Source organism: Micromonospora humida, assembly GCF_016901255.1.
Taxonomy (GTDB): Bacteria; Actinomycetota; Actinomycetes; order Mycobacteriales; family Micromonosporaceae; genus Micromonospora; species Micromonospora wenchangensis.
Map to the genome: position 1 here is coordinate 258997 of NZ_JAFEUC010000004.1, position 25081 is coordinate 284077.

21 protein-coding genes and 3 tRNA genes are annotated in these 25081 nt (G+C 69.6%); all 24 read left to right on the forward strand.

The genetic code is table 11. The features are described 5' to 3' along the window. Nucleotides 1-39 precede the first annotated feature (39 nt). The 24 genes from JQX11_RS10800 to rpsJ all read left to right on the forward strand — a co-directional run bounded on the left by JQX11_RS10800 (nt 40) and on the right by rpsJ (nt 25077). Entirely contained in the window at nt 40-2559 is a 2520-nt protein-coding gene (locus JQX11_RS10800; RefSeq protein WP_204924845.1) for a putative bifunctional diguanylate cyclase/phosphodiesterase, read from the forward strand. Between the two features lie 96 nt (nt 2560-2655). Continuing rightward, nucleotides 2656-2728: transfer RNA gene (locus JQX11_RS10805), tRNA-Thr, on the forward strand. A gap of 26 nt (nt 2729-2754) precedes the next feature. Then, a tRNA-Met gene (locus tag JQX11_RS10810) sits at nt 2755-2827 on the forward strand. Between the two features lie 132 nt (nt 2828-2959). Continuing rightward, entirely contained in the window at nt 2960-3127 is a 168-nt protein-coding gene (rpmG, locus tag JQX11_RS10815) for a 50S ribosomal protein L33 (RefSeq protein WP_067301359.1), read from the forward strand. 132 nt (nt 3128-3259) lie between these two features. After that, on the forward strand, nt 3260-3706 hold the full coding sequence (locus JQX11_RS10820) for a MaoC family dehydratase N-terminal domain-containing protein (RefSeq protein WP_204924846.1): 447 nt from the start codon (nt 3260-3262) through the stop codon (nt 3704-3706). A 1-nt stretch (nt 3707) separates the two neighbouring features. After that, the gene (locus tag JQX11_RS10825; protein ID WP_204924847.1) at nt 3708-4100 is read left to right on the forward strand and encodes a MaoC family dehydratase; all 393 of its coding nucleotides are present in this window, start codon (nt 3708-3710) and stop codon (nt 4098-4100) included. A 127-nt stretch (nt 4101-4227) separates the two neighbouring features. Next, nucleotides 4228-4300, forward strand: a tRNA-Trp gene (locus tag JQX11_RS10830). A gap of 213 nt (nt 4301-4513) precedes the next feature. After that, nucleotides 4514-4933, forward strand: coding sequence for a preprotein translocase subunit SecE (gene secE / locus JQX11_RS10835; RefSeq protein ID WP_088644787.1), 420 nt, complete (start codon nt 4514-4516; stop codon nt 4931-4933). Between the two features lie 38 nt (nt 4934-4971). Beyond that, the gene (nusG, locus tag JQX11_RS10840) at nt 4972-5694 is read left to right on the forward strand and encodes a transcription termination/antitermination protein NusG (protein ID WP_204924848.1); all 723 of its coding nucleotides are present in this window, start codon (nt 4972-4974) and stop codon (nt 5692-5694) included. A 186-nt stretch (nt 5695-5880) separates the two neighbouring features. Next, on the forward strand, nt 5881-6312 hold the full coding sequence (gene rplK, locus JQX11_RS10845) for a 50S ribosomal protein L11 (protein WP_088644789.1): 432 nt from the start codon (nt 5881-5883) through the stop codon (nt 6310-6312). An 80-nt stretch (nt 6313-6392) separates the two neighbouring features. Next, nucleotides 6393-7109 carry a 50S ribosomal protein L1 gene (gene rplA / locus JQX11_RS10850; protein WP_204924849.1) on the forward strand — a complete coding sequence of 239 codons (717 nt, stop codon included), beginning with the start codon at nt 6393-6395 and terminating at the stop codon, nt 7107-7109. An 82-nt stretch (nt 7110-7191) separates the two neighbouring features. After that, nucleotides 7192-8046: an ABC transporter ATP-binding protein gene (locus tag JQX11_RS10855; RefSeq protein ID WP_204924850.1), complete on the forward strand. Its 855-nt coding sequence runs from the start codon at nt 7192-7194 to the stop codon at nt 8044-8046. Beyond that, entirely contained in the window at nt 8043-8729 is a 687-nt protein-coding gene (locus tag JQX11_RS10860; RefSeq protein WP_204924851.1) for a hypothetical protein, read from the forward strand. The genes JQX11_RS10855 and JQX11_RS10860 overlap by 4 nt, the downstream gene beginning before the upstream one ends. Before the next feature lie 302 nt (nt 8730-9031). After that, nucleotides 9032-9580 (forward strand): 50S ribosomal protein L10, encoded by a 549-nt coding sequence (gene rplJ / locus JQX11_RS10865; RefSeq protein ID WP_088644793.1) that lies wholly within the window; start codon nt 9032-9034, stop codon nt 9578-9580. Nucleotides 9581-9634: 54 nt separating this feature from the next. Further along, nucleotides 9635-10024: a 50S ribosomal protein L7/L12 gene (rplL, locus tag JQX11_RS10870; protein WP_091276487.1), complete on the forward strand. Its 390-nt coding sequence runs from the start codon at nt 9635-9637 to the stop codon at nt 10022-10024. 590 nt (nt 10025-10614) lie between these two features. Then, nucleotides 10615-14046 (forward strand): DNA-directed RNA polymerase subunit beta, encoded by a 3432-nt coding sequence (gene rpoB / locus JQX11_RS10875; protein WP_204924852.1) that lies wholly within the window; start codon nt 10615-10617, stop codon nt 14044-14046. An 81-nt stretch (nt 14047-14127) separates the two neighbouring features. Next, the gene (locus JQX11_RS10880; RefSeq protein WP_145921755.1) at nt 14128-18018 is read left to right on the forward strand and encodes a DNA-directed RNA polymerase subunit beta'; all 3891 of its coding nucleotides are present in this window, start codon (nt 14128-14130) and stop codon (nt 18016-18018) included. Between the two features lie 112 nt (nt 18019-18130). Further along, nucleotides 18131-18499, forward strand: coding sequence for a hypothetical protein (locus tag JQX11_RS10885; protein WP_204924853.1), 369 nt, complete (start codon nt 18131-18133; stop codon nt 18497-18499). Between the two features lie 635 nt (nt 18500-19134). After that, a complete protein-coding gene (locus tag JQX11_RS10890) occupies nt 19135-19506 on the forward strand; it encodes a DUF4190 domain-containing protein (RefSeq protein WP_204925021.1) in 372 nt (123 codons plus the stop codon). Between the two features lie 475 nt (nt 19507-19981). Continuing rightward, the gene (gene rpsL / locus JQX11_RS10895) at nt 19982-20356 is read left to right on the forward strand and encodes a 30S ribosomal protein S12 (RefSeq protein WP_007465318.1); all 375 of its coding nucleotides are present in this window, start codon (nt 19982-19984) and stop codon (nt 20354-20356) included. A gap of 1 nt (nt 20357) precedes the next feature. Then, nucleotides 20358-20828 carry a 30S ribosomal protein S7 gene (gene rpsG / locus JQX11_RS10900; RefSeq protein WP_088647009.1) on the forward strand — a complete coding sequence of 157 codons (471 nt, stop codon included), beginning with the start codon at nt 20358-20360 and terminating at the stop codon, nt 20826-20828. Between the two features lie 75 nt (nt 20829-20903). Next, nucleotides 20904-23000, forward strand: coding sequence for an elongation factor G (fusA, locus tag JQX11_RS10905; RefSeq protein ID WP_204924854.1), 2097 nt, complete (start codon nt 20904-20906; stop codon nt 22998-23000). A 220-nt stretch (nt 23001-23220) separates the two neighbouring features. Then, nucleotides 23221-24414: an elongation factor Tu gene (gene tuf, locus JQX11_RS10910; RefSeq protein ID WP_204924855.1), complete on the forward strand. Its 1194-nt coding sequence runs from the start codon at nt 23221-23223 to the stop codon at nt 24412-24414. A gap of 354 nt (nt 24415-24768) precedes the next feature. After that, nucleotides 24769-25077 carry a 30S ribosomal protein S10 gene (gene rpsJ / locus JQX11_RS10915; protein WP_007073037.1) on the forward strand — a complete coding sequence of 103 codons (309 nt, stop codon included), beginning with the start codon at nt 24769-24771 and terminating at the stop codon, nt 25075-25077. Nucleotides 25078-25081: the final 4 nt, after the last annotated feature.

Below are 25081 nucleotides of genomic sequence, written 5' to 3' on the forward strand. Positions count from 1 at the left end.
GTGTCCTGGGGGTGACGTCTCTCAGGGAGAGGGTGGCGCATGGCCAGCCGAGATCAGCGGCGTAAGTCCACCGAACGCGCCTGGTTCATCACCGCCCCCCTGGCCCTGCTGGCCATCGTCTTCAGCACCGCGATCGGTGTCCTGCGACCCGAGTTCGGGAAGTGGGGCCTGGCGTTCGTTCTCTTCGTGGCGATGACGGGGATCAGCATCCCGGTCCTCAACGTCATAGTCCGGCGGCAGTCCGTCGGGGTGACGTTGACCGAGGTGCCCCTCGTCGTCGCGCTCTTCTTCCTGCCACCGCTGATCGTGGTGCTCATATACACGCTCTCCGTGCTGATCTGGAGCGCGTCACACCGGTTCGCCCCGGCCAAGCTGTGGTTCAACGTCGCGAAGGCGGCGGCGGCCACCTCGTTGGCCGGGCTGCTCCTACTGGCCCTGCCCCCGCTGGAGGGGGTGGGGCCGGGCACCTGGGGCATCCTGTTCCTGGCGGTCAACACCATCACCCTGGTCAGCCTGCTCTCGGTGGCCGGGGTGCACGTGCTGCTACAGGGCTGGCAGGCCGGCCGGGAGGCGCTGCGTACCGCGCCGTCGGTCTTCCTCACCACCTCGATCAACGCCTCGGTGGGCCTGCTCGTCCTGATCGCGTTGAAGACCACCTGGTGGTCGGTGCTGCTGCTGGCGGCGTTGTTCGCGGCGTTGTTCCAGGTCTACCGCTCCTACTCACAGTTCTTCCGGCAGCACCGCACCCTGACCGGCATGTACGACCTGACCCGGTTGCTCACCAACAGCGCCGAGGGGGCGCTCGCCGACATCCTCCTCGACCGGGTGCGGGCCCTGATGCAGGCCGAGTACGCCACCCTGTGGCTGCCTGCCCAGCGTCGGCACCCCGAGGTGCTGCTGACCGCCCGGGTCGACACCCCGGGCCTGCTGGACTTCGCGCCCACCCCGACGGTCTTCCGGGAACAGGCCCGTGAGCTGGGCAAGACGCTGTCCATCGGGCGGCTGCTCGGCGACGACACGGCCCTGCGCCGGGAGGTCGGCGCGCAGCAGGTCAAGGACGCGATCGTGGTGCCGCTGCGGTCCGGCCAGGCGGTGATCGGCACCCTGGAGGTCACCAACCGGCTCAGCGACATCGGCCACTTCACCACCAGCGACATCCCCGTCTTCGAGACCGTGGCCGCGCACGCCGCCGTCGCCCTGGAGAATTCGCGGCTGGTCGACCGGCTGCGCCACGACGCCTACCACGACGCGCTGACAACGCTGCCCAACCGGCGGCGGATCACCGCCGCGCTGGCCGAGGCGGTCAAGATCCGGGCTCCCGGCGAGGTGGTCGCCGTCCTGCTCTTCGACGTCGACGGCCTGCGGCAGGTCAACGAGTCACTGGGCCACGCGGCGGGGGACAAGGTCCTCGTCGAGGTGGCCGAGCGGCTGCGCGCCTGCGCCCCCTCGTCGGCCCTGGTGGGTCGGGCCGGTGGGGACGAGTTTCTGGTGACGCTGCGGCTGGAGAACGCCGAGGCGGCTCTGGAACTGGCCGCCCAGCTCCGCGAGCAGATCCGCGACGAGATGGTCTTCGACGCGCTCACCCTCGACGTGGACACCGCGGTCGGGGTGGCGGTGCACCCGGATCACGGCAGTGACGCCGCCGTGCTCCTGCAACGGGTCGACCTGGCGGCCACCGCGGCCAAGGCGGTGCCGGGCAGCGTGCAGTTGTTCAACCCGGCGCTGGAGTCGCGGTCGCTGCGCCGGCTCGGGCTCGCCGGTGACCTGCGTCGCGCCCTCGACGAGGGGGAGCTGGAGGTCTACTTCCAGCCGAAGGTGACGCTGCGGGACCGCCGCCTGCTCGGGGTGGAGTGCCTGGCCCGCTGGGAGCACCCGGCGCACGGCACGGTCTCCCCGGAGGACTTCGTGGCGGTCGCCGAGCACACCGGGCAGTTGGGACGGCTCACCGAGTTCGTCCTGCGGGAGGGGCTGCGCCGCAGCCGGGACTGGAGCCGCACCGGGCAGCCGTTGGCGGTGGCGGTCAACATCGCCGCCCGCTCGCTGACCGACAGGCACTTCCCGGACCGGGTCGGTGAGCTGCTGACCGAGTACGGTGTCCCGCCGCAGCTGCTGACCGTGGAGATCCCGGAGGCGGCGGTCCTCGACGGCACCGAGCGGCCCATCCCCACCCTGCGCCGGCTGCGGGACCTCGGCGTCCGGCTGGCGGTGGACGACTTCGGCACGGGCAACTCGTCGCTGGCCCAGCTGCGTCGACTGCCGGTGCACGAGGTGAAGGTGGACCGGTCGTTCGTGCAGGGGATGGCGACCGACCCGGGGGACCTGGCGATCGTGAACGCGGTGGTGTCGCTGTCCCAGCAGTTCGGCCTGTCGGTGGTGGCCGAGGGGGTGGAGAGCGAGCTGACCCTCGAACTGCTCCAGGACATCGGCTGCGAGATCGGGCAGGGCTTCCTGTTCAGCCGGCCGCTGCCGTACGAGCGGCTGGAGGCCTGGTTCGGTGCCCAGACCGACCAGGAGGCGATCGACCCGGACGCGCTGCCGAGGCTCCGCGTCGTACCCTGAGCTGCGGCGATGCGGGACAGGGGGATCCCATTTCACCCCCGGCGCGGTGCCGTGTAATGTATCCCCTGCGCGACGCCCTCCGGGGTGATCGGGTAGGCCCCCTTAGCTCAGTCGGCAGAGCGTCTCCATGGTAAGGAGAAGGTCTACGGTTCGATTCCGTAAGGGGGCTCAGAGGGTCCGGCTGGACCCGCCTGCGGCGGTGTAGCTCAGATGGCAGAGCAAGCGGCTCATAATCGCTGTGTCGCCGGTTCAAGTCCGGCCACCGCTACTCTCGTCCTTCGGGCTCATCCCCGGTGGTCGGTGGGACGGGCGCCACTGGCGCCCGCTTTGCATGTCCAGGCGCTGTCCGCGTAGGCTGATGCGCTGTAGTTGATATCCGTAGCGAGGAAGGCACTCCGCCGTGGCGAAGGCGACCGATGTCCGGCCGAAGATCACTTTGGCGTGTGTGGAGTGCAAGGAGCGCAACTACATCACGCGCAAGAACCGCCGCAACGACCCGGACCGCATCGAGCTGAAGAAGTTCTGCCCCCGGGACGGCAAGCACACGATCCACCGCGAGACCCGCTGACCTGCGGCCGGCAGTAGCCGGCCCGGTCCGCAGCGCTTCCCCGGACGCCGATCCGCACGGTTGGCGCGACCCTTTTCAGGGTCGCCCGCCCGTACGGGTCGGCGTTCGTGCGTCCCGTGTAGGTTCGGCGGCATGTCCCTGGACCCGTCCTTCGTCGGCCGGACGTACCCGCCGACCGCCCCCTACCAGGTGGGCCGAGAAAAGATCCGCGAGTTCGCCACCGCCATCGGCGCGACCGACCCGGCCCACCACGACCCGGCGGCGGCCCAGGCGCTCGGCCACCCGGACGTGGTCGCCCCGCCCACCTTCCCGGTCCTGATCACCATGGCCGCCAGCCAGCAGATCGTCGACGATCCGGCGCTCGGGGTCGACTACAGCCGGGTGGTGCACGGCGACCAGCGGTTCGCCTACACCCGGCCGGTGGTGGCCGGGGACGAGTTGGTCTGTGTGAACACCATCGAGGAGATCAGCTCCCGCAGCGGGCACGGCTTCCTCACCACCCGCACCGACGTGACCACCGTGGCCGGTGAGCCGGTGGTCGCCGTCTGGTCCAAGCTCGTCGTCCGTGGGGAGTCCTGACGTGGACCTGTCGACCCGTACGTTCCGGGTGACCCGGGCGGACCTGGTCCGCTACGCGGGCGCCTCGGGGGACTTCAACCCGATCCACTGGAGCGACCGGACCGCCACGAAGGTGGGGCTGCCCGGGGTGATCGCTCACGGCATGTTCACCATGGCGCTGGTCGGTCGGGCGGTCACCGAGTGGGCCGGCGCGCCCGACGCGGTGGTCGAGTTCGGGGTGCGGTTCACCCGGCCGGTGGTCGTCCCCGACGACGACGAGGGCACCGAGATCACCGTCGACGCGGTGGTCAAGGAGGTCACCGAAACCGGCCTGACCAGGCTCGATGTGACCGCCCGGTGCGGTGGCGAGAAGGTCCTGTCGCAGGCGCGGGCGACCGTGCGGACGGCCGACTGAGGGCTCGTCGGCACCGACCGGGCGGGACCGGTTGGGAAAGTCGGGGTGCTACCCGTACACTGGTCCGCCGTGGGGCAAGTGACCCCTGCTCGGCCGTGCAGGCCGGGTGGGGCGAGCGTTGCCGCACAGGGGTGTAGCTCAATTGGCAGAGCAGCGGTCTCCAAAACCGCAGGCTGCAGGTTCAAGTCCTGTCACCCCTGCGCCTCAGGCCTGACCGTTCCCGTGGGTCGCGCCGCCGCAAGGCGGCGTCCGGCCCGTGGTGGTGGCATCGGCGGGGTGGCTTCGAGGCGACTCGGAGCCCTTCGTCCGGTCCGCCGGCCGCGGCCCGTCGCGGGACGGTTGGTCCGGCCGGCGTGACCAGCGCCGCGTACGCCTCCCGGCGTACGAACCGACATCCCGCGACGGAGGGCGAAGTGGCCGAGAGCAAGCGGCGCGGCGAGGACGCCGGCGACGACGGTCTGCGCGACGAGCGTGACGAGGTCGTCGACGAGGTGACCGCCGACAGCGACGCCACCGACGACGACGCCACCGACGCGGACGAGCCGGTATCCCGGGGTGGCACCGCGACCCGGTCGCGGACCCGTGCGGGTGCCGCCGACAGCAAGTCGAAGACCCGCTCCGAGACCGACCGGGTGGGGCCGTTCGGCCGCATCGCGCGTTTCTTCCGCGAGGTCGTCGCCGAACTGCGTAAGGTCATCTGGCCGACCCGCAAGGAGCTGCTGACCTACACCGCCGTGGTGGTCACCTTCGTCGCGGTGATGCTGACCATCGTGGGCCTGCTCGACTTCGCCTTCGCGAAGGGCGTGCTGTGGGTCTTCGGCAGCCCCAGCTGACCGGCCGACTGAGCCGATAGTGACGGAAGTGAGCAAGCGTGCCTGAGTACGACGAGACCGCCGGGACCACGGACGACCAGTCCACGGTCGCGACGGCGGCGAGTGACGAGTCGGTCGAGGCCGCCAGCGAGCCGGAATTCCCGACCACGGAGCCGGAGCCGGACGAGGACTACGACCCGGTCGCCGAGCTGCGCCAGAAGCTGCGCTACGCGCCCGGCGACTGGTACGTGGTGCACTCGTACGCCGGTTACGAGAACAAGGTCAAGACCAACCTTGAGACCCGGATCACCTCCCTCGACATGGAGGAGTTCATCTACCAGGTCGAGGTCCCGACCCGGGAAGAGGTCGAGGTCAAGAACGGCAAGCGTTCCCAGATCCAGGCCAAGGTCTTCCCCGGCTACATCCTGGTCCGGATGGAGCTGACCGCCGAGTCCTACTCCTGCGTGCGCAACACGCCGGGGGTCACCGGGTTCGTGGGGGCCACCGACCGGGCCGACCGGCCGGCGCCGCTGAGCCTCGACGAGGTGCTCAAGTGGCTGGCCCCGGCGGTGGAGACCGAGCAGAAGAAGGCCAAGCCCGAGATCAAGGTCCTCGACTTCGAGGTGGGCGACTCGGTCACCGTCACCGACGGGGCGTTCGCCTCGCTGCCGGCGACGATCAGCGAGATCAACGCCGACCAGCAGAAGCTCAAGGTGCTGGTGTCGATCTTCGGCCGGGAGACCCCGGTCGAGCTGAACTTCAACCAGGTCGCCAAGATCTGACGTCGTTGTCGTCGCCGGCGGTGGGCCACGGCCCGCCGCCGGCGACGTCGTTACGCCCCGGCGTGGACCTCGGCGCAGAGGGTCGCCGGGCGCTGCGCTACCCTTGAATGTCGTCGCTGTGGCACCGCGCTGACCGTGCGCGCCCGTGGCCGGCACCTTTCCCAGTTCCAAGCCCCAGGAAGTGACATGCCTCCGAAGAAGAAGCTCGTCAAGACGTTCACGCTTCAGCTGAAGGCGGGCCAGGCGACCCCGGCACCGCCGGTGGGCCCCGCGCTCGGTCAGCACGGCGTGAACATCATGGAGTTCTGCAAGTCCTACAACGCGCAGACCGAGTCCCAGCGGGGCGACATCGTCCCCGCCGAGATCAGCGTCTACGAGGACCGCTCCTTCACCTTCGTCCTGAAGACCCCGCCCGCCGCCCGGCTGCTGCTCAAGGCCGCCGGCGTGGACAAGGGCTCCGGCGTGCCGCAGAGCCAGAAGGTCGGCTCGGTGAGCCAGGCCCAGGTGCGCGAGATCGCCGAGAAGAAGATGGTCGACCTCAACGCCAACGACATCGACCAGGCTGCGAAGATCATCGCCGGTACCGCCCGGTCGATGGGCATCGTCGTCAACGACTGACGCCCGTCAGTCCCCCAGACCAGTTCGTGGGAGGGCGCGCGTCGACCGCGGCCCGCCAGAGACCACAGGAGTAACCCGAGATGCAGCGCAGCAAGACGTACCGCAAGGCCGCCGAGGCGATCGACAAGTCGAAGCTCTACACCCCGGCCGAGGCGGTCAAGCTCGCCAAGGACACCACCAGCGCCAAGTTCGACGCCACGGTCGAGGTCGCCATGCGCCTCGGCGTCGACCCCCGCAAGGCGGACCAGATGGTCCGCGGCGTGGTCAACCTGCCGCACGGCACCGGTAAGACCGCCCGCGTGATCGTCTTCGCCGCCGGCGCGAAGGCCGAGGAGGCCGCCGCCGCCGGTGCCGACGAGGTGGGCACGGACGAGCTGGTCGCCCGGATCCAGGGCGGCTGGCTGGACTTCGACGCGGCGATCGCCACGCCGGACCAGATGGCCAAGATCGGCCGGATCGCGCGGATCCTGGGCCCGCGCGGCCTGATGCCGAACCCGAAGACGGGCACGGTGACCATGGACGTCACCAAGGCCGTCTCGGACATCAAGGGCGGCAAGATCACCTTCCGGGTGGACAAGCACTCCAACCTCCACCTGATCATCGGCAAGGCCTCGTTCTCCGAGACCCAGCTGATCGACAACTACGCCGCGGTGCTGGACGAGGTGCTCCGCGCCAAGCCGTCCGCGGCCAAGGGCAAGTACCTCAAGAAGGTCACCCTGGCCACCACGATGGGTCCGGGCGTCCCGATCGACCCGAACGTGGTGAAGAACCTCCAGGAGACCGCCGTCGAGGGCTGATCTCGACCGCTCCCGCGCAGGGGCCCCGCCACGCACCGTGGCGGGGCCCCTGCCGTGTGTCGGGCTGTGGCAGGCTCACCCCATGCGACTGGAGGACGTCCGGCTCCGCTACCGCCGGGGCGGCCCCTGGGTACTGCGCGGCGTCTCGGCCCGCCTCGACCCGGGCGAGGTGGCGGTGGTGCTCGGCCGCAACGGGGCCGGCAAGTCGACCCTGCTGCAACTCTGCGCCGGGGTGCTACGTCCGGTCCGGGGCCGGGTGGTCGACCGCCCGCACCGGGTCGGCTGGGTGCCCGAGCGGTTCCCCGCCGACCAGCCGTTCACCGTGACCCGCTACCTCACCGCCATGGGCCGGGCCGCCGGCCTGGGCCGGGCCGACGCCGACCGGGCCGTCGACAGGTGGATCGACCGGCTGGGCCTGGCCCCGTTCCGTGCGGTCCGCCTGCCCGACCTGTCCAAGGGCACCGCGCAGAAGGTCGGCCTGGCCCAGGCGATGCTGCGGACCCCCGGTCTGCTGGTCCTCGACGAGCCCTGGGAGGGGCTGGACGCCGCCGCCCGGGGTCTGGTCCCGGAACTGGTCGACGAGGTGCTGGCGGCCGGGGGAGCGGTCCTGGTCAGTGACCACCGGGGCGAGACGGTCCGGCTCCCCGGGGCCCGGCACTGGACGGTCGCCGACGGCCTGGTCACCGACGAGCCGGCCGCCGGTGACGCCGCCGCCGCCGCCGTCGCCGTCGCCGTGGTCGAGGTCGCGGTGCCGGCCGCGCGGGTGGCCGGCACCGTCGCCCGGTTACGCGCCGACGGCCACCAGATCCTGCGGGTACGCGAACCCGCCGGCACGCCCCCGGGGGCGGCTGCGCCGCCGGCACCCGTCCCGCCCACCGGGGCCGGGTCGGCGGGTGAGCCGGTGCGGGACGGCCGGGCGGGGGAGGTGGCCCGGTGAGCGCGCTGGTCCGGATGCGGCTGGCCGGCTTCCTGCGTACCGGACGGGCGCTGGCGCCGCTGCTGGCCGGCCTGCTGGCCCTCGGCATCCTGTACGGCGGCGGCCGGGCCCGCCCGGCGGAGGCGTACGGCGTCAGTGCGGTGGTGCTCTTCCCGGTGCTGGCCTGGCAGACCAAGATCCTGCTGGACGTCGAGCCGGACGTGCAGCGCCGGCTGGCGCAGGTGCTTGTCGGTCCGGTCCGTGAGCGGCTCGCCGGGCTGCTCGCGGCGGTGCTCGCCGGGGTGGGCACGGTGCTGGTCGCGCTGCTCTTCCCGTGGCTGGTCGGCGGGGTGGCCGCGTCCGGTCCGGGTGATCCGCCGGTGGTGGCGGCGTTGGCCCTCGGCCTGTGGGCGCACCTGCTCGCCCTGCTGCCCGCGGTGGCCCTGGGCGCCCTGGCCAGCCGGGCGCTGACCCGCAGCGCCGGGTACGGCGTCGCCGTGCTCGCCCTGGGCGCGGTCGGCACCCTCGCGCTGGGCCTGCGCGGCTCGGTGGCGCCCTGGCTGGTGCCGCCGGTGCTGGCCACCGCGCGGGCGCTCGCCGGTTCCCTGCCCACCGGCACCGCGCTGCTCCTGTCGGCCTGGGCGCTGGCCTGGGCGGGGGCGGCACTGGCCGGCTACGTGCGGTGGCGGCGGGTCCGCCCGTGACCGGCGGAGGGCGATTTGGTGATGGCCGGGCCGTCGCGTAACCTGGTGCGGTAGTTCCACCCAGAGACCGCTGGTCACCGTGCTCCGGCACGGTCGAAGGCTCCGCGATGACGGGCGACCCGCGCAGGGCGGTAAGCGTAGTTCGGTTCCTCCCCGTGGTCCGCCGACCATGGTGATCGGCCCCGCCCTCGCCCCGCGCGCCCTGCGCCGGGGCTTTTTCGTTGTCGTGACGCCTCCGGCGCCGTCACCGAGCCCCGTGCTCCCCGACGGCGACCAGCTCCGAGTAACGAGAGAGGAGGGACATGGCGGACAAGCCGATCCGGGCCGACAAGGCCACGGCCGTCGCTGAGCTGACCGAGAGCTTCCGTACCTCGGGCGCTGCGGTGCTCACCGAGTACCGTGGTCTGACGGTTTCCCAGCTCACCCAGCTGCGGCGCTCGCTCGGCAAGGAGACCACCTACACGGTCGCGAAGAACACGCTGGCCAAGCGTGCCGCGACCGAGGCGGGCATCTCCGGCCTCGACGAGCTGTTCACCGGTCCTACCGCGCTGACTTTCGTTTCGGGCGACGTCGTCGAGGCGGCGAAGGGTCTTCGCGACTTCGCGAAGGCCAACCCGAAGCTCGTCATCAAGGGCGGTGTGTTCGAGGGCAAGGCCATTTCCGCGGCCGAGGTCACGAAGCTCGCCGACCTGGAGTCCCGTGAGGTGCTGCTGGCCAAGCTGGCCGGCGCGATGAAGGGCAACCTGAGCAAGGCCGCGGCCCTGTTCCAGGCGCCGCTCTCCAAGGCCGCCCGCGCGGCGGCCGCCCTGGCGGACAAGAAGCGCGAGCAGGAGGGCGCCGAGGCGGCCTGAGGCCTCCCGGCGCACCACGTTCTTTAATTTTCATTGCGAGAAAGGACGCCAGACATGGCGAAGCTCAGCACCGACGAGCTGCTCGACGCGTTCAAGGAGATGACGCTGATCGAGCTCTCCGAGTTCGTGAAGCAGTTCGAGGAGACCTTCGAGGTCACCGCCGCCGCGCCGGTCGCGGTCGCCGCCGCGGGTGGTGCCGGTGGCGCCGCCGCCGCGCCGGTCGAGGAGGAGAAGGACGAGTTCGACGTCGTCCTCGAGGCCGACGGTGGCAAGAAGATCCAGGTCATCAAGGTCGTGCGTGAGCTGACCGGCCTGGGCCTCAAGGAGGCCAAGGACGCGGTCGAGGCCGCGCCGAAGGCGATCCTGGAGAAGGTCAACAAGGAGACCGCCGAGAAGGCGAAGGCCAAGCTCGAGGGTGAGGGTGCCAAGGTCACCCTCAAGTGACCTGGGGTCGGCCCCTGTGGTCGACCGTGGCGCGTGTCCGGCTCGGGTGAGCCGCGGCACACCGCACAATGAACGGGCGGTGATCCGACAGACGGATCACCGCCCGTCATGCTTGGTGACTCCGGGTATCAGTGGTGTGAGCAGGGTGTTCGCACTCGTGGTGCGACATGGCGGTGTCGCGGTGGGTAGCCCATCCGTGGGAAACCCGGCGAGCAGGCGCTTGGAGCCTCTTGACGTGGCCCCGGCCTGCCAGGCACGCTGACACCAGCAAGACCTTCCGCGCTTGCGACGGCCCCCTCTTGGGTAAGGCTGCGGCAGCACCAGCAGCCGCTCCACCCGAGCGGTCCGACAGGAACGTCGTGTTCCGAGCGGCCCGGTACGACCCCCTTCTCCGGGGTCCCGAGGCGCGTTCCGCGACGACCTGCGGGATGGGCTGGACAGCGGTTAGCCTCTCGGCTACACTGCTAGTTTGCGCTGCCTTCCGACTTGACCCCTGCTCGGAAATGTCCGGTTACGGATATTTCTGGTGGGGTCATTGGAGTGCACGCGTACCAGCCGTTCTGCAGCACCGGTCCTCGGAAGGACGCATCTTGGCAGCTTCCCGCCCTGCGAAGACCAGTCGTACGTCGAGCGCTTTCGCGCCCCGCCGAGTTTCTTTCGGCAGGATCACCGAACACCTCGAGGTCCCCAACCTCCTCGCCATCCAGAACGAGTCCTTCGACTGGCTCGTCGGCAACGAGGCTTGGCAGGGCCGGTCGGCGGACGACCCGCACGCACGCTCGGGTCTCGCGGAAATCCTCGACGAGATCAGTCCCATTGAGGACTTTTCCGGCACCATGTCGCTGTCCTTCTCGGCACCGCGCTTCGACGAGGTCAAGGCCTCGATCGAGGAGTGCAAGGAGAAGGACCTGACCTACTGCGCCCCGCTGTTCGTGACGGCGGAGTTCACCAACAACACCACCGGCGAGATCAAGAGCCAGACGGTGTTCATGGGTGACTTCCCGATGATGACGCCCAAGGGCACCTTCATCATCAACGGCACCGAGCGCGTCGTGGTCAGCCAGCTCGTCCGGTCCCCGGGCGTCTACTTCGACAAGCAGCCGGACAAGACCTCCGACCGCGACCTCTCCAGCGTCAAGGTCATCCCCAGCCGGGGTGCCTGGCTGGAGTTCGACATCGACAAGCGCGACACGGTCGGCGTCCGTATCGACCGCAAGCGCCGGCAGGCCGTCACGGTCCTGCTCAAGGCCATCGGTTGGTCCGCCGAGCAGATCCGCGAGAAGTTCGGCTGGTCCGAGCTGATGATGACCACGCTCGAGAAGGACCACATCGCCGGCCAGGACGAGGCCCTGCTCGACATCTACCGCAAGCTCCGCCCTGGCGAGCCGCCGACCCGCGAGAACGCCCAGACCCTGCTCGACAACCTCTTCTTCAACCCGAAGCGGTACGACGTCGCCAAGGTCGGGCGCTACAAGTTCAACAAGAAGCTCGAACTCGACGTGCCGATCACCACCGGCACGCTCACCGAGGACGACGTCGTCGCCACCGTGGAGTACCTCTGCCGGCTGCACGCCGGTGAGGACGGCTACGAGGCCGACGACATCGACCACTTCGGCAACCGTCGCCTGCGTACCGTGGGCGAGCTGATCCAGAACCAGGTCCGGGTGGGTCTCTCCCGGATGGAGCGGGTCGTCCGCGAGCGGATGACCACCCAGGACGTCGAGGCGATCACGCCGCAGACCCTGATCAACATCCGCCCGGTGGTGGCGGCGATCAAGGAGTTCTTCGGCACGTCGCAGCTGTCCCAGTTCATGGACCAGACCAACCCGCTGGCGGGCCTGACCCACCGGCGGCGGCTGAGCGCGCTCGGCCCGGGTGGTCTGTCCCGGGAGCGGGCCGGCTTCGAGGTCCGCGACGTGCACCCGTCCCACTACGGCCGGATGTGCCCGATCGAGACGCCGGAAGGCCCGAACATCGGCCTGATCGGCGCGCTGTCCACCTTCGCCCGGGTCAACCCGTTCGGCTTCATCGAGACGCCGTACCGGAAGGTCGTCGAGGGTCGGGTCACCGACCAGATCGACTACCTGACCGCGGACGAGGAGGACCGGTTCGTCAAGGCCCAGGCCAACGCGCCGCTCAAGGCCGACGGCACGTTCGCCGAGGACCGGGTGCTGTGTCGCCGTAAGGGTGGCGAGACCGAGGACGTCGTCCCCGGCGCCGTCGACTACATGGACGTGTCGCCGCGGCAGATGACCTCGGTCGCGACCGCGATGATCCCGTTCCTGGAGCACGACGACGCCAACCGCGCGCTGATGGGCGCCAACATGCAGCGTCAGGCGGTGCCGCTGGTCAAGGCGGAGTCGCCGCTGGTCGGCACCGGCATGGAATACCGTGCCGCGGTCGACGCCGGTGACGTGGTGGTGGCCGAGGTCGGTGGCGTGATCGAGGATCTCTGCGCCGACTACATCACCATCCACCAGGACGACGGCCACCGCCGGACGTACCTGCTGCACAAGTTCCGCCGCTCCAACGCCGGCTCCTGCGTCAACCAGAAGCCGGTCGTCTTCGAGGGCGACCGCGTCGAGGCCGGCCAGGTCATCGCCGACGGTCCGTGCACCGACGAGGGCGAGATGGCGCTCGGACGCAACCTGCTGGTGGCGTTCATGTGCTGGGAGGGCCACAACTACGAGGACGCGATCATCCTGTCGCAGCGTCTCGTGCAGCAGGACGTGCTCACCTCGATCCACATCGAGGAGCACGAGGTCGACGCCCGGGACACCAAGCTCGGCCCGGAGGAGATCACCCGGGACATCCCGAACGTCAGCGAGGAGATGCTCGCCGACCTCGACGAGCGCGGCATCATCCGGATCGGCGCCGAGGTCGTCCCCGGCGACATCCTGGTCGGCAAGGTCACGCCGAAGGGCGAGACCGAGCTGACCCCGGAGGAGCGGCTGCTGCGCGCGATCTTCGGTGAGAAGGCGCGTGAGGTCCGGGACACCTCGCTGAAGGTGCCGCACGGCGAGACCGGCACGGTCATCGGGGTGCGGACCTTCTCCCGCGAGGACGGCGACGAACTGCCGCCGGGCGTCAACGAGCTGGTCCGGGTGTACGTCGCCCAGAAGCGCAAGATCCAGGACGGCGACAAGCTCGCCGGCCGGCACGGCAACAAGGGTGTCATCTCGAAGATCCTGCCGATCGAGGACATGCCGTTCCTGGAGGACGGCACCCCGGTCGACATCGTGCTGAACCCGCTGGGTGTGCCGTCCCGGATGAACATCGGTCAGGTCCTGGAGACCCACCTCGGGTGGGTGGCCAAGACGGGCTGGAGCGTGGACGGCGACGACACCGAGTGGAAGCGTCAGCTCCGCTCGATCGAGGCGCACGAGTCCGAGCCGGACACCAACGTGGCCACGCCGGTCTTCGACGGTGCCCGCGAGGAGGAGATCTCCGGTCTGCTCTCGTCGACCCTGCCCAACCGGGACGGCAAGCAGCTGATCGGTTCCTCCGGCAAGGCGCAGCTGTTCGACGGCCGTTCCGGCGAGCCGCTGCCCGACCCGATCGCGGTCGGCTACATCTACATCCTGAAGCTCAACCACCTGGTCGACGACAAGATCCACGCCCGGTCGACCGGACCGTACTCGATGATCACGCAGCAGCCGCTGGGTGGTAAGGCGCAGTTCGGTGGCCAGCGCTTCGGTGAGATGGAGTGCTGGGCCATGCAGGCGTACGGCGCCGCCTACGCCCTGCAGGAACTGCTGACCATCAAGTCCGACGACGTCCTGGGCCGGGTCAAGGTCTACGAGGCGATCGTCAAGGGCGAGAACATCCCGGAGCCGGGCATCCCGGAGTCGTTCAAGGTGCTGCTCAAGGAGCTCCAGTCGCTGTGCCTGAACGTCGAGGTGCTCAGCAGCGACGGGGTGGCCCTGGAGATGCGCGAGACCGACGACGAGGTGTTCCGGGCCGCGGAGGAGCTGGGCATCGACCTGTCCCGGCGCGAGCCGAGCTCGGTCGAAGAGGTGTAAGTGGTGCGGGTCGGGGGCCGGCTGTCCGGCTCCCGACCCCGCCCGTGATCTAGCTGTAAAGACGACGACATAGGGGACATAGTGCTCGACGTCAACTTCTTCGACGAGCTGCGCATCGGCCTCGCGACCGCGGACGACATCCGTCAGTGGTCGCACGGCGAGGTCAAGAAGCCCGAGACGATCAACTACCGCACCCTCAAGCCGGAGAAGGACGGGCTCTTCTGCGAGAAGATCTTCGGTCCTCAGCGGGACTGGGAGTGCTACTGCGGCAAGTACAAGCGGGTCCGGTTCAAGGGCATCATCTGTGAGCGCTGCGGCGTCGAGGTGACCCGCTCCAAGGTCCGTCGTGAGCGGATGGGGCACATCGAGCTGGCCGCTCCGGTGACCCACATCTGGTACTTCAAGGGCGTGCCGAGCCGGCTGGGCTACCTGCTGGACCTCGCCCCCAAGGACCTCGAAAAGATCATCTACTTCGCCTCGTACGTCGTGACGAGCGTGGACGCCGAGGCGCGTCACCGTGACCTCTCGACGATCGAGAACGAGATCCTCGCCGAGAAGCGGCAGTCCGAGAACAGCCGCGACTCGGAGATCGAGAAGCGGGCCGCCAAGCTGGAGGCCGACCTGGCCGAGCTGGAGGCCGAGGGTGCCAAGGCGGACGTCCGGCGCAAGGTCAAGGAGGGCGGAGAGCGCGAGATGCGCCAGATCCGCGACCGGGCCCAGCGCGAGATCGACCGCCTCGACGAGGTCCTCGACACCTTCCGCAAGCTCGACTCCAAGCAGCTGGTCACCGACGAGCTGCTCTACCGCGAGCTGCGTGACCGGTTCGGCGAGTACTTCACCGGTGGCATGGGCGCCGAGGCGATCAAGGCGCTGGTCCAGAACATGGACCTCGACGCCGAGGCTGAGAGCCTGCGCGAGACCATCCGCTCCGGCAAGGGCCAGCGCAAGATCCGCGCGCTCAAGCGGCTGAAGGTCGTCGCGGCGTTCCTGAACACCCGCAACTCGCCGCTGGGCATGGTGCTGGACTGCGTCCCGGTCATCCCGCCGGACCTGCGCCCGATGGTGCAGCTCGACGGTGGCCGCTTCGCGACCTCCGACCTGAACGACCTGTACCGCCGTGTGATCAACCGGAACAACCGGCTCAAGCGGCTGATCGACCTCGGTGCCCCCGAGATCATCGTCAACAACGAGAAGCGGATGCTCCAGGAGGCCGTCGACGCGCTGTTCGACAACGGCCGTCGCGGCCGGCCGGTCACCGGCCCGGGTAACCGCCCGCTCAAGTCGCTGTCCGACATGCTCAAGGGCAAGCAGGGCCGGTTCCGGCAGAACCTGCTCGGCAAGCGCGTCGACTACTCCGGCCGTTCGGTCATCGTGGTCGGCCCCAAGCTGAAGCTGCACCAGTGCGGCCTGCCCAAGCAGATGGCGCTGGAGCTGTTCAAGCCGTTCGTGATGAAGCGGCTGGTCGACCTCAACCACGCGCAGAACATCAAGTCCGCCAAGCGGATGGTCGAGCGGCAGCGCCCGGTCGTGTGGGACGTGCTGGAAGAGGTCATCGGCGAGCACCCGGTGCTGCTCAACCGCGCGCCGACGCTGCACCGCCTGGGCATCCAGGCCTTCGAGCCGCAGCTGGTCGAGGGCAAGGCGATCCAGATCCACCCGCTGGTCTGCACCGCGTTCAACGCCGACTTCGACGGTGACCAGATGGCGGTGCACGTGCCGCTGTCGGCCGAGGCCCAGGCCGAGGCGCGGATCCTGATGCTGTCGTCGAACAACATCCTCAAGCCGGCCGACGGCAAGCCCGTCACCATGCCCACCCAGGACATGGTCATCGGCCTCTACCACCTCACCCACCTGACCCCGGGCGGGGTCGGCGAGGGCCGGGCGTTCAGCTCGGACGCCGAGGCGCGGATGGCCTTCGACGCGGGCGAGCTGCACCTGCAGACCCCGGTCAAGATCCGGCTGCGGGACGTGATCGGTGTCGACAACGGCAACGGCGCGGAGCCGTGGGTCGCCCCGGAGGGCTGGGTCGAGGGTGAGCCGCTGACCGTGGAGACCACGCTCGGCCGGGTCCTGTTCAACGAGACGCTGCCGCAGGGCTACCGCTTCGTGAACTACGAGATCCGCAAGGGTCAGCTCTCCGCGATCGTCAACGACCTCGCCGAGCGCTTCCCCAAGGTGGCGCTGGCCGCCACCCTGGACGGCCTCAAGGAGGCCGGGTTCCACTGGGCCACCTGGTCCGGCGTCACCATCGGCATGGAGGACGTCATCGCTCCGCCGCGCAAGCGGGAGATCCTGGAGCGGTACGAGAAGGAAGCCGACCGGATCGACAAGCAGTACCAGCGTGGTCTGATGACCGCCGAGGAGCGTCGCGGCGAACTCATCGAGATCTGGACCAAGGCGACCAACGAGGTCGCCAAGGAGATGGACACCGCGCTGCCGCAGGAGAACCCGCTGTGGAAGATGATCAACTCGGGTGCCCGCGGTAACCTGCTTCAGCTCCGGCAGATCGCGGCGATCCGTGGTCTGGTGGCCAACCCGAAGGGCGAGATCATCCCGCGACCCATCAAGGCGTCGTACCGGGAGGGTCTGTCCGTGCTGGAGTACTTCATCTCCACGCACGGTGCCCGTAAGGGTCTGGCGGACACCGCGCTGCGGACCGCCGACTCGGGTTACCTGACCCGTCGTCTGGTGGACGTCTCGCAGGACGTCATCATCCGCGAGGAGGACTGCGGCACCGACCGGGCGATCCCGATGCAGATCGGCGAGCGTCTGGAGGGTGGCCGGCTGGTCGTCCACGAGCACGCCGAGACCAGCGTGCACGCCCGTACCCTGGCCGACGACATCAAGGGGCCGGACGGCACCGTGGTGGCCCACCGGGGTCAGGACATCAACTCCATCGGGGTCGACAAGATCGTCGCCGCCGGGGTGGAGACGGTCCGGGTGCGCAGCGTGCTCACCTGCGAGTCGAAGCTGGGCGTCTGCGGTGCGTGCTACGGCCGTTCGCTGCCGACCGGCAAGACCGTGGACGTCGGCGAGGCGGTCGGCATCATCGCCGCCCAGTCGATCGGTGAGCCGGGTACCCAGCTGACGATGCGTACCTTCCACACCGGTGGTGTCGCGGGTGAGGACATCACCCAGGGTCTGCCGCGTGTCCAGGAGATCTTCGAGGCCCGTATCCCGAAGGGCAAGGCGCCCATCGCCGACACCCCGGGCCGGATCCGGATCGAGGACGGCGAGCGGTCCCGGAAGATCATCGTGGTGCCGGACGACGGCAGCGACGAGATCGTCTACGACAAGATCTCCAAGCGGGTCCGGCTGCGGACCCACGACGGGGACCACGTCGAGGTCGGCGAGAAGCTCACCGAGGGCACCATCGACCCGCACGAGCTGCTGCGCATCCTCGGCCCGCGCGCGGTCCAGGTCCACCTGACCCAGGAGGTCCAGGAGGTCTACCGCTCGCAGGGTGTGCTCATCCACGACAAGCACATCGAGATCATCATCCGCCAGATGCTCAAGCGGGTGACGGTCATCGACTCCGGCTCGACCGAGTTCCTGCCGGGTGTGCTGGTCGACCGGGCGCTGTTCGAGTCGGAGAACCGCCGGCTCGTCGGTGAGGGTGGCGAGCCCGCCGCCGGTCGTCCGGTGCTGATGGGTATCACCAAGGCCTCGCTGGCCACCGACTCCTGGCTCTCGGCGGCCTCCTTCCAGGAGACCACCCGGGTGCTGACCGACGCGGCGATCAACTCGCGCAGCGACTCGCTGGTCGGCCTCAAGGAGAACGTGATCATCGGTAAGCTCATCCCGGCCGGTACCGGCATCAGCAAGTACCGCAACGTCCGGGTCGAGCCGACCGAGGAGGCGAAGGCCAAGGTCTACTCGATGACCGGCTACCCGGAGACCGACTACGGCTTCGGGCCGGCCAGCGGCCAGGCGGTTCCGCTGGACGACTTCGACTTCGGGTCGTACCGCTGAGCACCAGCTGACGAGGAAGGCCCCCGGCGTCGCGCCGGGGGCCTTCCTCGTTTCGGGCCGGTGTCCGTCGGCACGTGTCCGGTACGGCCGGCGGCCGGGCATGATGGTGGGCATGACGACCGCAGCGGGGCAGGTGCCGTTGGCGTACCAGCCACCACGTCATCCGCTCGACCCCGACCCGGTACGCGCCACCAAGGCACGGGCCGTTTTCGCGCTCGGGTTGATCGGGGCGTTGACCGGGCTCTTCGTCGGCGGGGTGGTGCCCGCCACGATCGCCCTCCAGTTGGCCCGGCAGGCCCGCCGGGAGGCGTACGCCTCGGGTGGGTTCCTCACCGGCGCGGCCTGGCTGCGGCGGGGGGAGCGGCTGGCGCGGGTGGGCCTGGTGCTGGTCGCGGTCGCGGTGGTGACGTTGGTGGTGATCGGCGTGGTCCGGCTGGCCGGTTCCCCGTACGGGCAGGACTTCGCCCCGAACGTCGACTGACCCGTCGGGGTGATGATCCGGCAGGGGGCACCCGCTGTGCGCGGCGGCGGTAGCCTGGCCGGGGTCCGTCGCGTGACGGTGGACCCACATCGCGACAGGAGGACCACGTGACGGAACCGGCGCCGCCGTCGGGAGGCGACCCGGGCCGACCGCCCGCCGGCTCCCCGGAGCCGGCCGCGCCCGGCACCGACGCCGGAGCGAACCGCCCACCCGACCCGTGGGCCGCGGGCCCGTGGGGCGCGCCGTCCGAGCCCGGCCCGGTGCACGGTGCCGGCATCCCGCCGGAGGCCACCCCCCTCGGGTACGCCCCTCCGCCGACGTCCGGGGCCGGCGGCACACCGTCGGGTGGCGGGCCGGCCGGCGCTGTTCCGTTCGGTGGTGGTCCGTCAGGTGGCGGGCCGTTCGGCGGTGGGTCACCGTCGGGTGGCGGGCCGTTCGCCGGGGTCGGCGGACCGCCCGCCGGGCCGTCGCCGTATCCCGGCCCGGGTGCGGCGTACCCCGGGACAGGCGCGCCCGGGGCGTACCCGGGACAGCCGGCGGCCGGGACGGGCTGGCGGGCGCCGTCGGGGCACGGGCACGGACCGCTGCCCCCACCGCCACCGGACGCCCCGCGCGCCCCCAAGCGGGTCGACGCCGTGCCGGGCACCCCCTTCGGGGTGGTGCACCTGGACGTGCCGGCGGTCACCTCCGGGCCGGCGGTGGGCTCGTTGATCGCCGGCATCGGGTCGATTCTGGTGTCGTTCCTGGTGATCTGCTTCGGCGTCGGGGGAGCGCAGCTCGGCGGGGCCTGGGCGGCCGGTGCGTTCACGGTGCCGGGGGTGCTGGCCGGTGCGGCGGCGATCGTCGCCGGGCTGCTGGCCCGCCGGCAGATCCGCCGGGCCGCGCCACCGCCGGCGGTGCGGTTCACCGGCCGGGGGCTGGCGACGGCCGGGATCAGCTGCGGTGGCGTGGGGTTGGTGCTCAGCCTGCTGGGCCTGGGGCTGGCGTTGCTGGTGCAGTTGGCGTGACCCCCGTCGCCCGGGGGTGACGGGCTGCGGCGCACGGCAGCCGGTACACTGGACAGCCTAGGGGCCCGTCACGGGCGAGCAGGCAGGGCGCAGGGCGCGACCGACGGGGATCTGAGACCCGGCGGACCAGCCCGTTTTGACCTGCGAGGCTGTGGTAGGTACTCTTTCCCCTTGCGCCCGGGCATGCCCGGGCGACTCGTGCGTGCGCGGGATCCGGATTGATCCGGAGATCGAGCGGCCGTACGACACAGTCGACAGGACCCGGCGGGCGGACGACCACGCGCCGGTGACAGAAGCCGGTGCCACCCGCGCGAGCGACGGCACCGGGACCGCGAACCGGGCGACACACCCGACCGCGGGTACCGGGACCGCCGCGAGGTGGATCCGGTCGGAATGTAGGAGAGTCGGCCATCAGGTCGGCTAACGAGCAGACGGCGCGGTCGCGTGATGCGGCCGAAGGGAGCGGAGAAACCCGGTGCCCACCATTCAGCAGCTGGTCCGAAAGGGCCGCCAGGCCAAGACGACCAAGACCAAGACCCCGGCGCTGAAGGGATCCCCTCAGCGGCGCGGTGTGTGCACCCGCGTGTACACCACCACCCCCAAGAAGCCGAACTCGGCGCTCCGCAAGGTCGCGCGTGTCAAGCTCAGCAGCCAGATCGAGGTGACCGCCTACATCCCGGGCGTGGGTCACAACCTCCAGGAGCACTCGATCGTGCTCGTTCGCGGCGGCCGGGTGAAGGACCTCCCCGGCGTGCGTTACAAGATCGTCCGCGGTTCGCTGGACACCCAGGGTGTCCGCAACCGCAAGCAGGCGCGCAGCCGGTACGGCGCGAAGAAGGAGAAGAGCTGACATGCCGCGTAAGGGACCCGCTCCGCGGAAGCCGCTGGTCGCTGACCCGGTGTACAACTCGCCGCTGGTCACCCAGCTGGTCAACAAGATCCTGATGCGCGGTAAGCGTCAGCTCGCCGAGCGCATCGTGTACGCCGCCCTGGAGGGCTGCCGCGAGAAGAGCGGCACCGACCCGGTCGTCACGCTCAAGCGTGCGATGGACAACGTCAAGCCGACCCTGGAGGTGCGCAGCCGCCGGGTCGGTGGCGCCACCTACCAGGTGCCGGTCGAGGTCCGTCCGGCCCGGGCGACCACCCTCGGTCTGCGCTGGCTGGTCACGTACTCCAAGGCCCGCCGCGAGAAGACCATGGTCGAGCGGCTGATGAACGAGCTGCTCGACGCGAGCAACGGTCTGGGCGCCGCCGTCAAGCGACGCGAGGACACCCACAAGATGGCGGAGTCCAACAAGGCCTTCGCGCACTACCGCTGGTAACAGCCTGGTTCCGGCGCCGGACCGGCGCCGGAACCGCCACCGGTCGAGTCGAGACGACGATAAGTAGGGATTGAAGTGGCCGCCGCAGACGCGCTCGCCAACGTACGCAACATCGGCATCATGGCGCACATCGATGCCGGTAAGACCACGACCACCGAGCGGATCCTGTTCTACACCGGTATCACCTACAAGATCGGTGAGGTCCACGAGGGCGCTGCCGTCATGGACTGGATGGAGCAGGAGCAGGAGCGTGGTATCACCATCACCTCCGCTGCCACCAAGTGTGAGTGGAAGGGCCACACGATCCAGATCATCGACACGCCCGGTCACGTCGACTTCACGGTCGAGGTCGAGCGGTCGTTGCGGGTGCTGGATGGTGCGGTCGCGGTCTACGACGGCGTGGCCGGCGTGGAGCCGCAGACGGAGAACGTCTGGCGGCAGGCCGACAAGTACCACGTCCCGCGGATGTGCTTCGTCAACAAGCTCGACCGCACGGGCGCGGACTTCTTCCGCTGCGTTCAGATGATGATCGACCGGCTCAACGCCACCCCGCTGGTGCTCCAGATCCCGATCGGGCTCGAGGGCGACCACATCGGCGTCGTCGACCTGATCGGCATGCGCGCCCTCACCTGGCGCGGGGAGACCCAGAAGGGTGAGGACTACGCCATCGAGGAGATCCCGGCCGACCTGGCCGACTCCGCGGCGGAGTGGCGCGAGAAGCTGATGGAGACCCTGGCCGACGTCGACGACGCGGTGATGGAGAAGTACCTGGAGGGCGAGGAGATCTCCGTCGAGGAGATCAAGGCCGCCATCCGGCGGGCCACCATCGCCAGCAAGGCCAACCCGGTGCTGTGCGGCTCGGCGTTCAAGAACAAGGGCGTGCAGCCCATGCTCGACGCCGTGGTCGACTTCCTGCCGTCGCCGCTGGACGTGCCGGCCATCGAGGGCACCGCGACCGACGGTGAGACGCCGTTGCAGCGCAAGCCGTCGAAGGCGGAGCCCTTCTCCGGCCTGGCCTTCAAGATCCAGACCGACAAGCACCTCGGCAAGCTCACCTACGTCCGGGTCTACTCGGGCGTGGTCGAGACCGGTAACCAGGTGGTGAACTCCACCAAGGACCGCAAGGAGCGGATCGGCAAGATCTACCAGATGCACGCCAACAAGCGGGAAGAGCGCGGCTCGGCCCAGGCTGGCGACATCATCGCGGTGCAGGGTCTCAAGCAGACCACCACCGGTGACACCCTCTGCGACCCGGCGAACCCGGTCATCCTGGAGTCGATGACCTTCCCCGAGCCGGTCATCGAGGTCGCGATCGAGCCGAAGACCAAGGCCGACCAGGAGAAGCTCAGCACCGCCATCCAGCGGCTGGCCGAGGAGGACCCGACCTTCCGCGTCAAGCTGGACGAGGAGACCGGTCAGACGGTCATCGCCGGCATGGGCGAGCTGCACCTGGACATCCTGGTCGACCGGATGCGCCGCGAGTTCAACGTCGAGGCGAACATCGGCAAGCCGCAGGTGGCGTACCGTGAGACGATCCGCCGCAAGGTGGACAAGATCGAGTACACCCACAAGAAGCAGACCGGTGGCTCCGGCCAGTACGCCCGCGTCATCGTGAGCATCGAGCCGCTGCCGCTGGACAACGAGTCGCCGACCTACGAGTTCGCCAACGCCGTCACCGGTGGCCGCATCCCCCGGGAGTTCATCCCGTCAGTGGACGCCGGTGCGCAGGACGCCATGCAGTACGGCATCCTGGCGGGCTTCCCGCTGGTCGGTGTCAAGCTGACCCTGCTGGACGGCCAGTACCACGAGGTCGACTCGTCCGAAATGGCATTCAAGATCGCCGGTTCGATGGTGATGAAGGAGGCGGCCCGCAAGGCCGACCCCGCGCTCCTCGAACCGATGATGGCCGTTGAGGTCACCACTCCCGAGGAGAACATGGGTGACGTCATCGGCGACCTCAACTCCCGCCGCGGCATCATCCAGGCGATGGAGGAGCGCAGCGGCGCCCGCATCGTGAGGGCCCTGGTGCCGTTGTCGGAGATGTTCGGCTACGTCGGCGACCTGCGGTCGAAGACCCAGGGCCGGGCAAGCTACAGCATGCAGTTCGACTCCTACGCCGAGGTGCCGCAGAGCGTGGCGAAGGAGATCATCGCCAAGGCGACGGGTGAGTGACGCTCACCTGCTGCTGATCCGGTGAGCCGGGGCCGGTCGCGGACGGGAGTCCCGCCCGCGACCACCTCGGTCGGGTTGTGTGAATCCGGGCCTGTAGGCTTCATCGCCGCAGAACCCACCAAGCTCTCCGGCCGTTGGCCGGAAAGGCTGTCGACAGAGTCCTAAGCGCCGTCCGGCGCGCCGGGGCGAGAAGAACCAAGAAGTCCACAGGAGGACACCAGTGGCGAAGGCGAAGTTCGAGCGGACTAAGCCGCACGTCAACATCGGCACCATTGGTCACATCGACCACGGTAAGACGACGCTGACGGCGGCCATCACGAAGGTCCTGCACGACCAGTACCCGGACCTCAACCCGTACACGCCGTTCGACGAGATCGACAAGGCGCCGGAGGAGAAGGCCCGCGGTATCACGATCTCGATCGCGCACGTCGAGTACCAGACCGAGGCGCGGCACTACGCGCACGTCGACTGCCCCGGGCACGCCGACTACATCAAGAACATGATCACCGGTGCCGCCCAGATGGACGGCGCGATCCTGGTGGTCGCGGCGACCGACGGTCCGATGCCGCAGACCCGCGAGCACGTGCTGCTGGCCCGTCAGGTCGGTGTGCCGTACATCGTCGTGGCGCTCAACAAGAGCGACATGGTCGACGACGAGGAGCTCCTGGAGCTCGTCGAGCTCGAGGTCCGCGAGCTGCTGTCGGCGCAGGAGTACCCGGGTGACGACCTGCCGGTCGTCCGGGTCTCGGCGCTCAAGGCCCTCGAGGGCGACCCCGAGTGGACCGGCCGCCTGCTGGAGCTGATGAACGCGGTCGACACCGCGATCCCGCAGCCCGAGCGGGAGACCGAGAAGCCGTTCCTCATGCCGATCGAGGACGTCTTCACGATCACCGGTCGTGGCACCGTCGTCACCGGTCGCGCCGAGCGCGGCATCCTCAAGCCGAACGAGGAGGTGGAGATCGTCGGCATCCGCGAGAAGTCGCAGAAGACGGTCTGCACCGGCATCGAGATGTTCCGCAAGCTGCTCGACGAGGCCCGCGCGGGCGAGAACGTCGGTCTGCTGCTGCGTGGCATCAAGCGCGAGGACGTCGAGCGCGGCATGGTGGTCGTCAAGCCGGGCACCAGCACCCCGCACACGGAGTTCGAGGCGACGGTCTACATCCTCTCCAAGGAGGAGGGCGGCCGGCACACCCCGTTCTTCCAGAACTACCGCCCGCAGTTCTACTTCCGCACCACCGACGTCACCGGTGTCGTCACCCTCCCCGAGGGCACCGAGATGGTCATGCCGGGCGACAACACCACGATGGCCGTCAAGCTCATCCAGCCCATCGCGATGGAGGACAACCTCAAGTTCGCGATCCGCGAGGGTGGTCGTACGGTCGGCGCGGGTCGCGTCACCAAGATCATCAAGTGACCCAGGTAACCCCGATTAGCGTCGCCGCCGGTCGTGCGGCATACTAGTCAGGTTGCGTAACGACGGTTAGTCGCCCGTGTCCGGCGAAGGCTGGACCTCCGGGAAGACCAACAGTCGCGCGTAGGGTGGTTGATCGCCCCTGGCGGTCAACCACCCTCGCACGGCGTCCAGATCGCTGTGATGCGATCGGCGCCTTGACCCACCGCGTGGTCAGAGGATCGCTCCGGAGTCCCGGGGCGGAGCCTGGTCCGAGGGCGCGACACGCCCGACCGCGGGGGTCGGCGAAGTGGGCCTGTGCCAGCCGGTACAGGTGCCCGCAACACAGCGGCATCGAGAGAAGGAACAGAAGCCACCATGGCGGGACAGAAGATCCGCATCCGGCTCAAGGCCTATGACCACGAGGTCGTCGACTCCTCGGCGCGGAAGATCGTCGAGACGGTGACGCGCACCGGGGCGCAGGTCGCGGGCCCGGTGCCGCTGCCCACGGAGATCAACCGTTTCTGCGTCATCCGCTCGCCGCACAAGTACAAGGACTCGCGCGAGCACTTCGAGATGCGTACGCACAAGCGGCTGATCGACATCATCGACCCGACCCCGAAGACGGTCGACTCGCTCATGCGCCTCGACCTGCCGGCTGGCGTCGACATCGAGATCAAGCTGTAGGGAC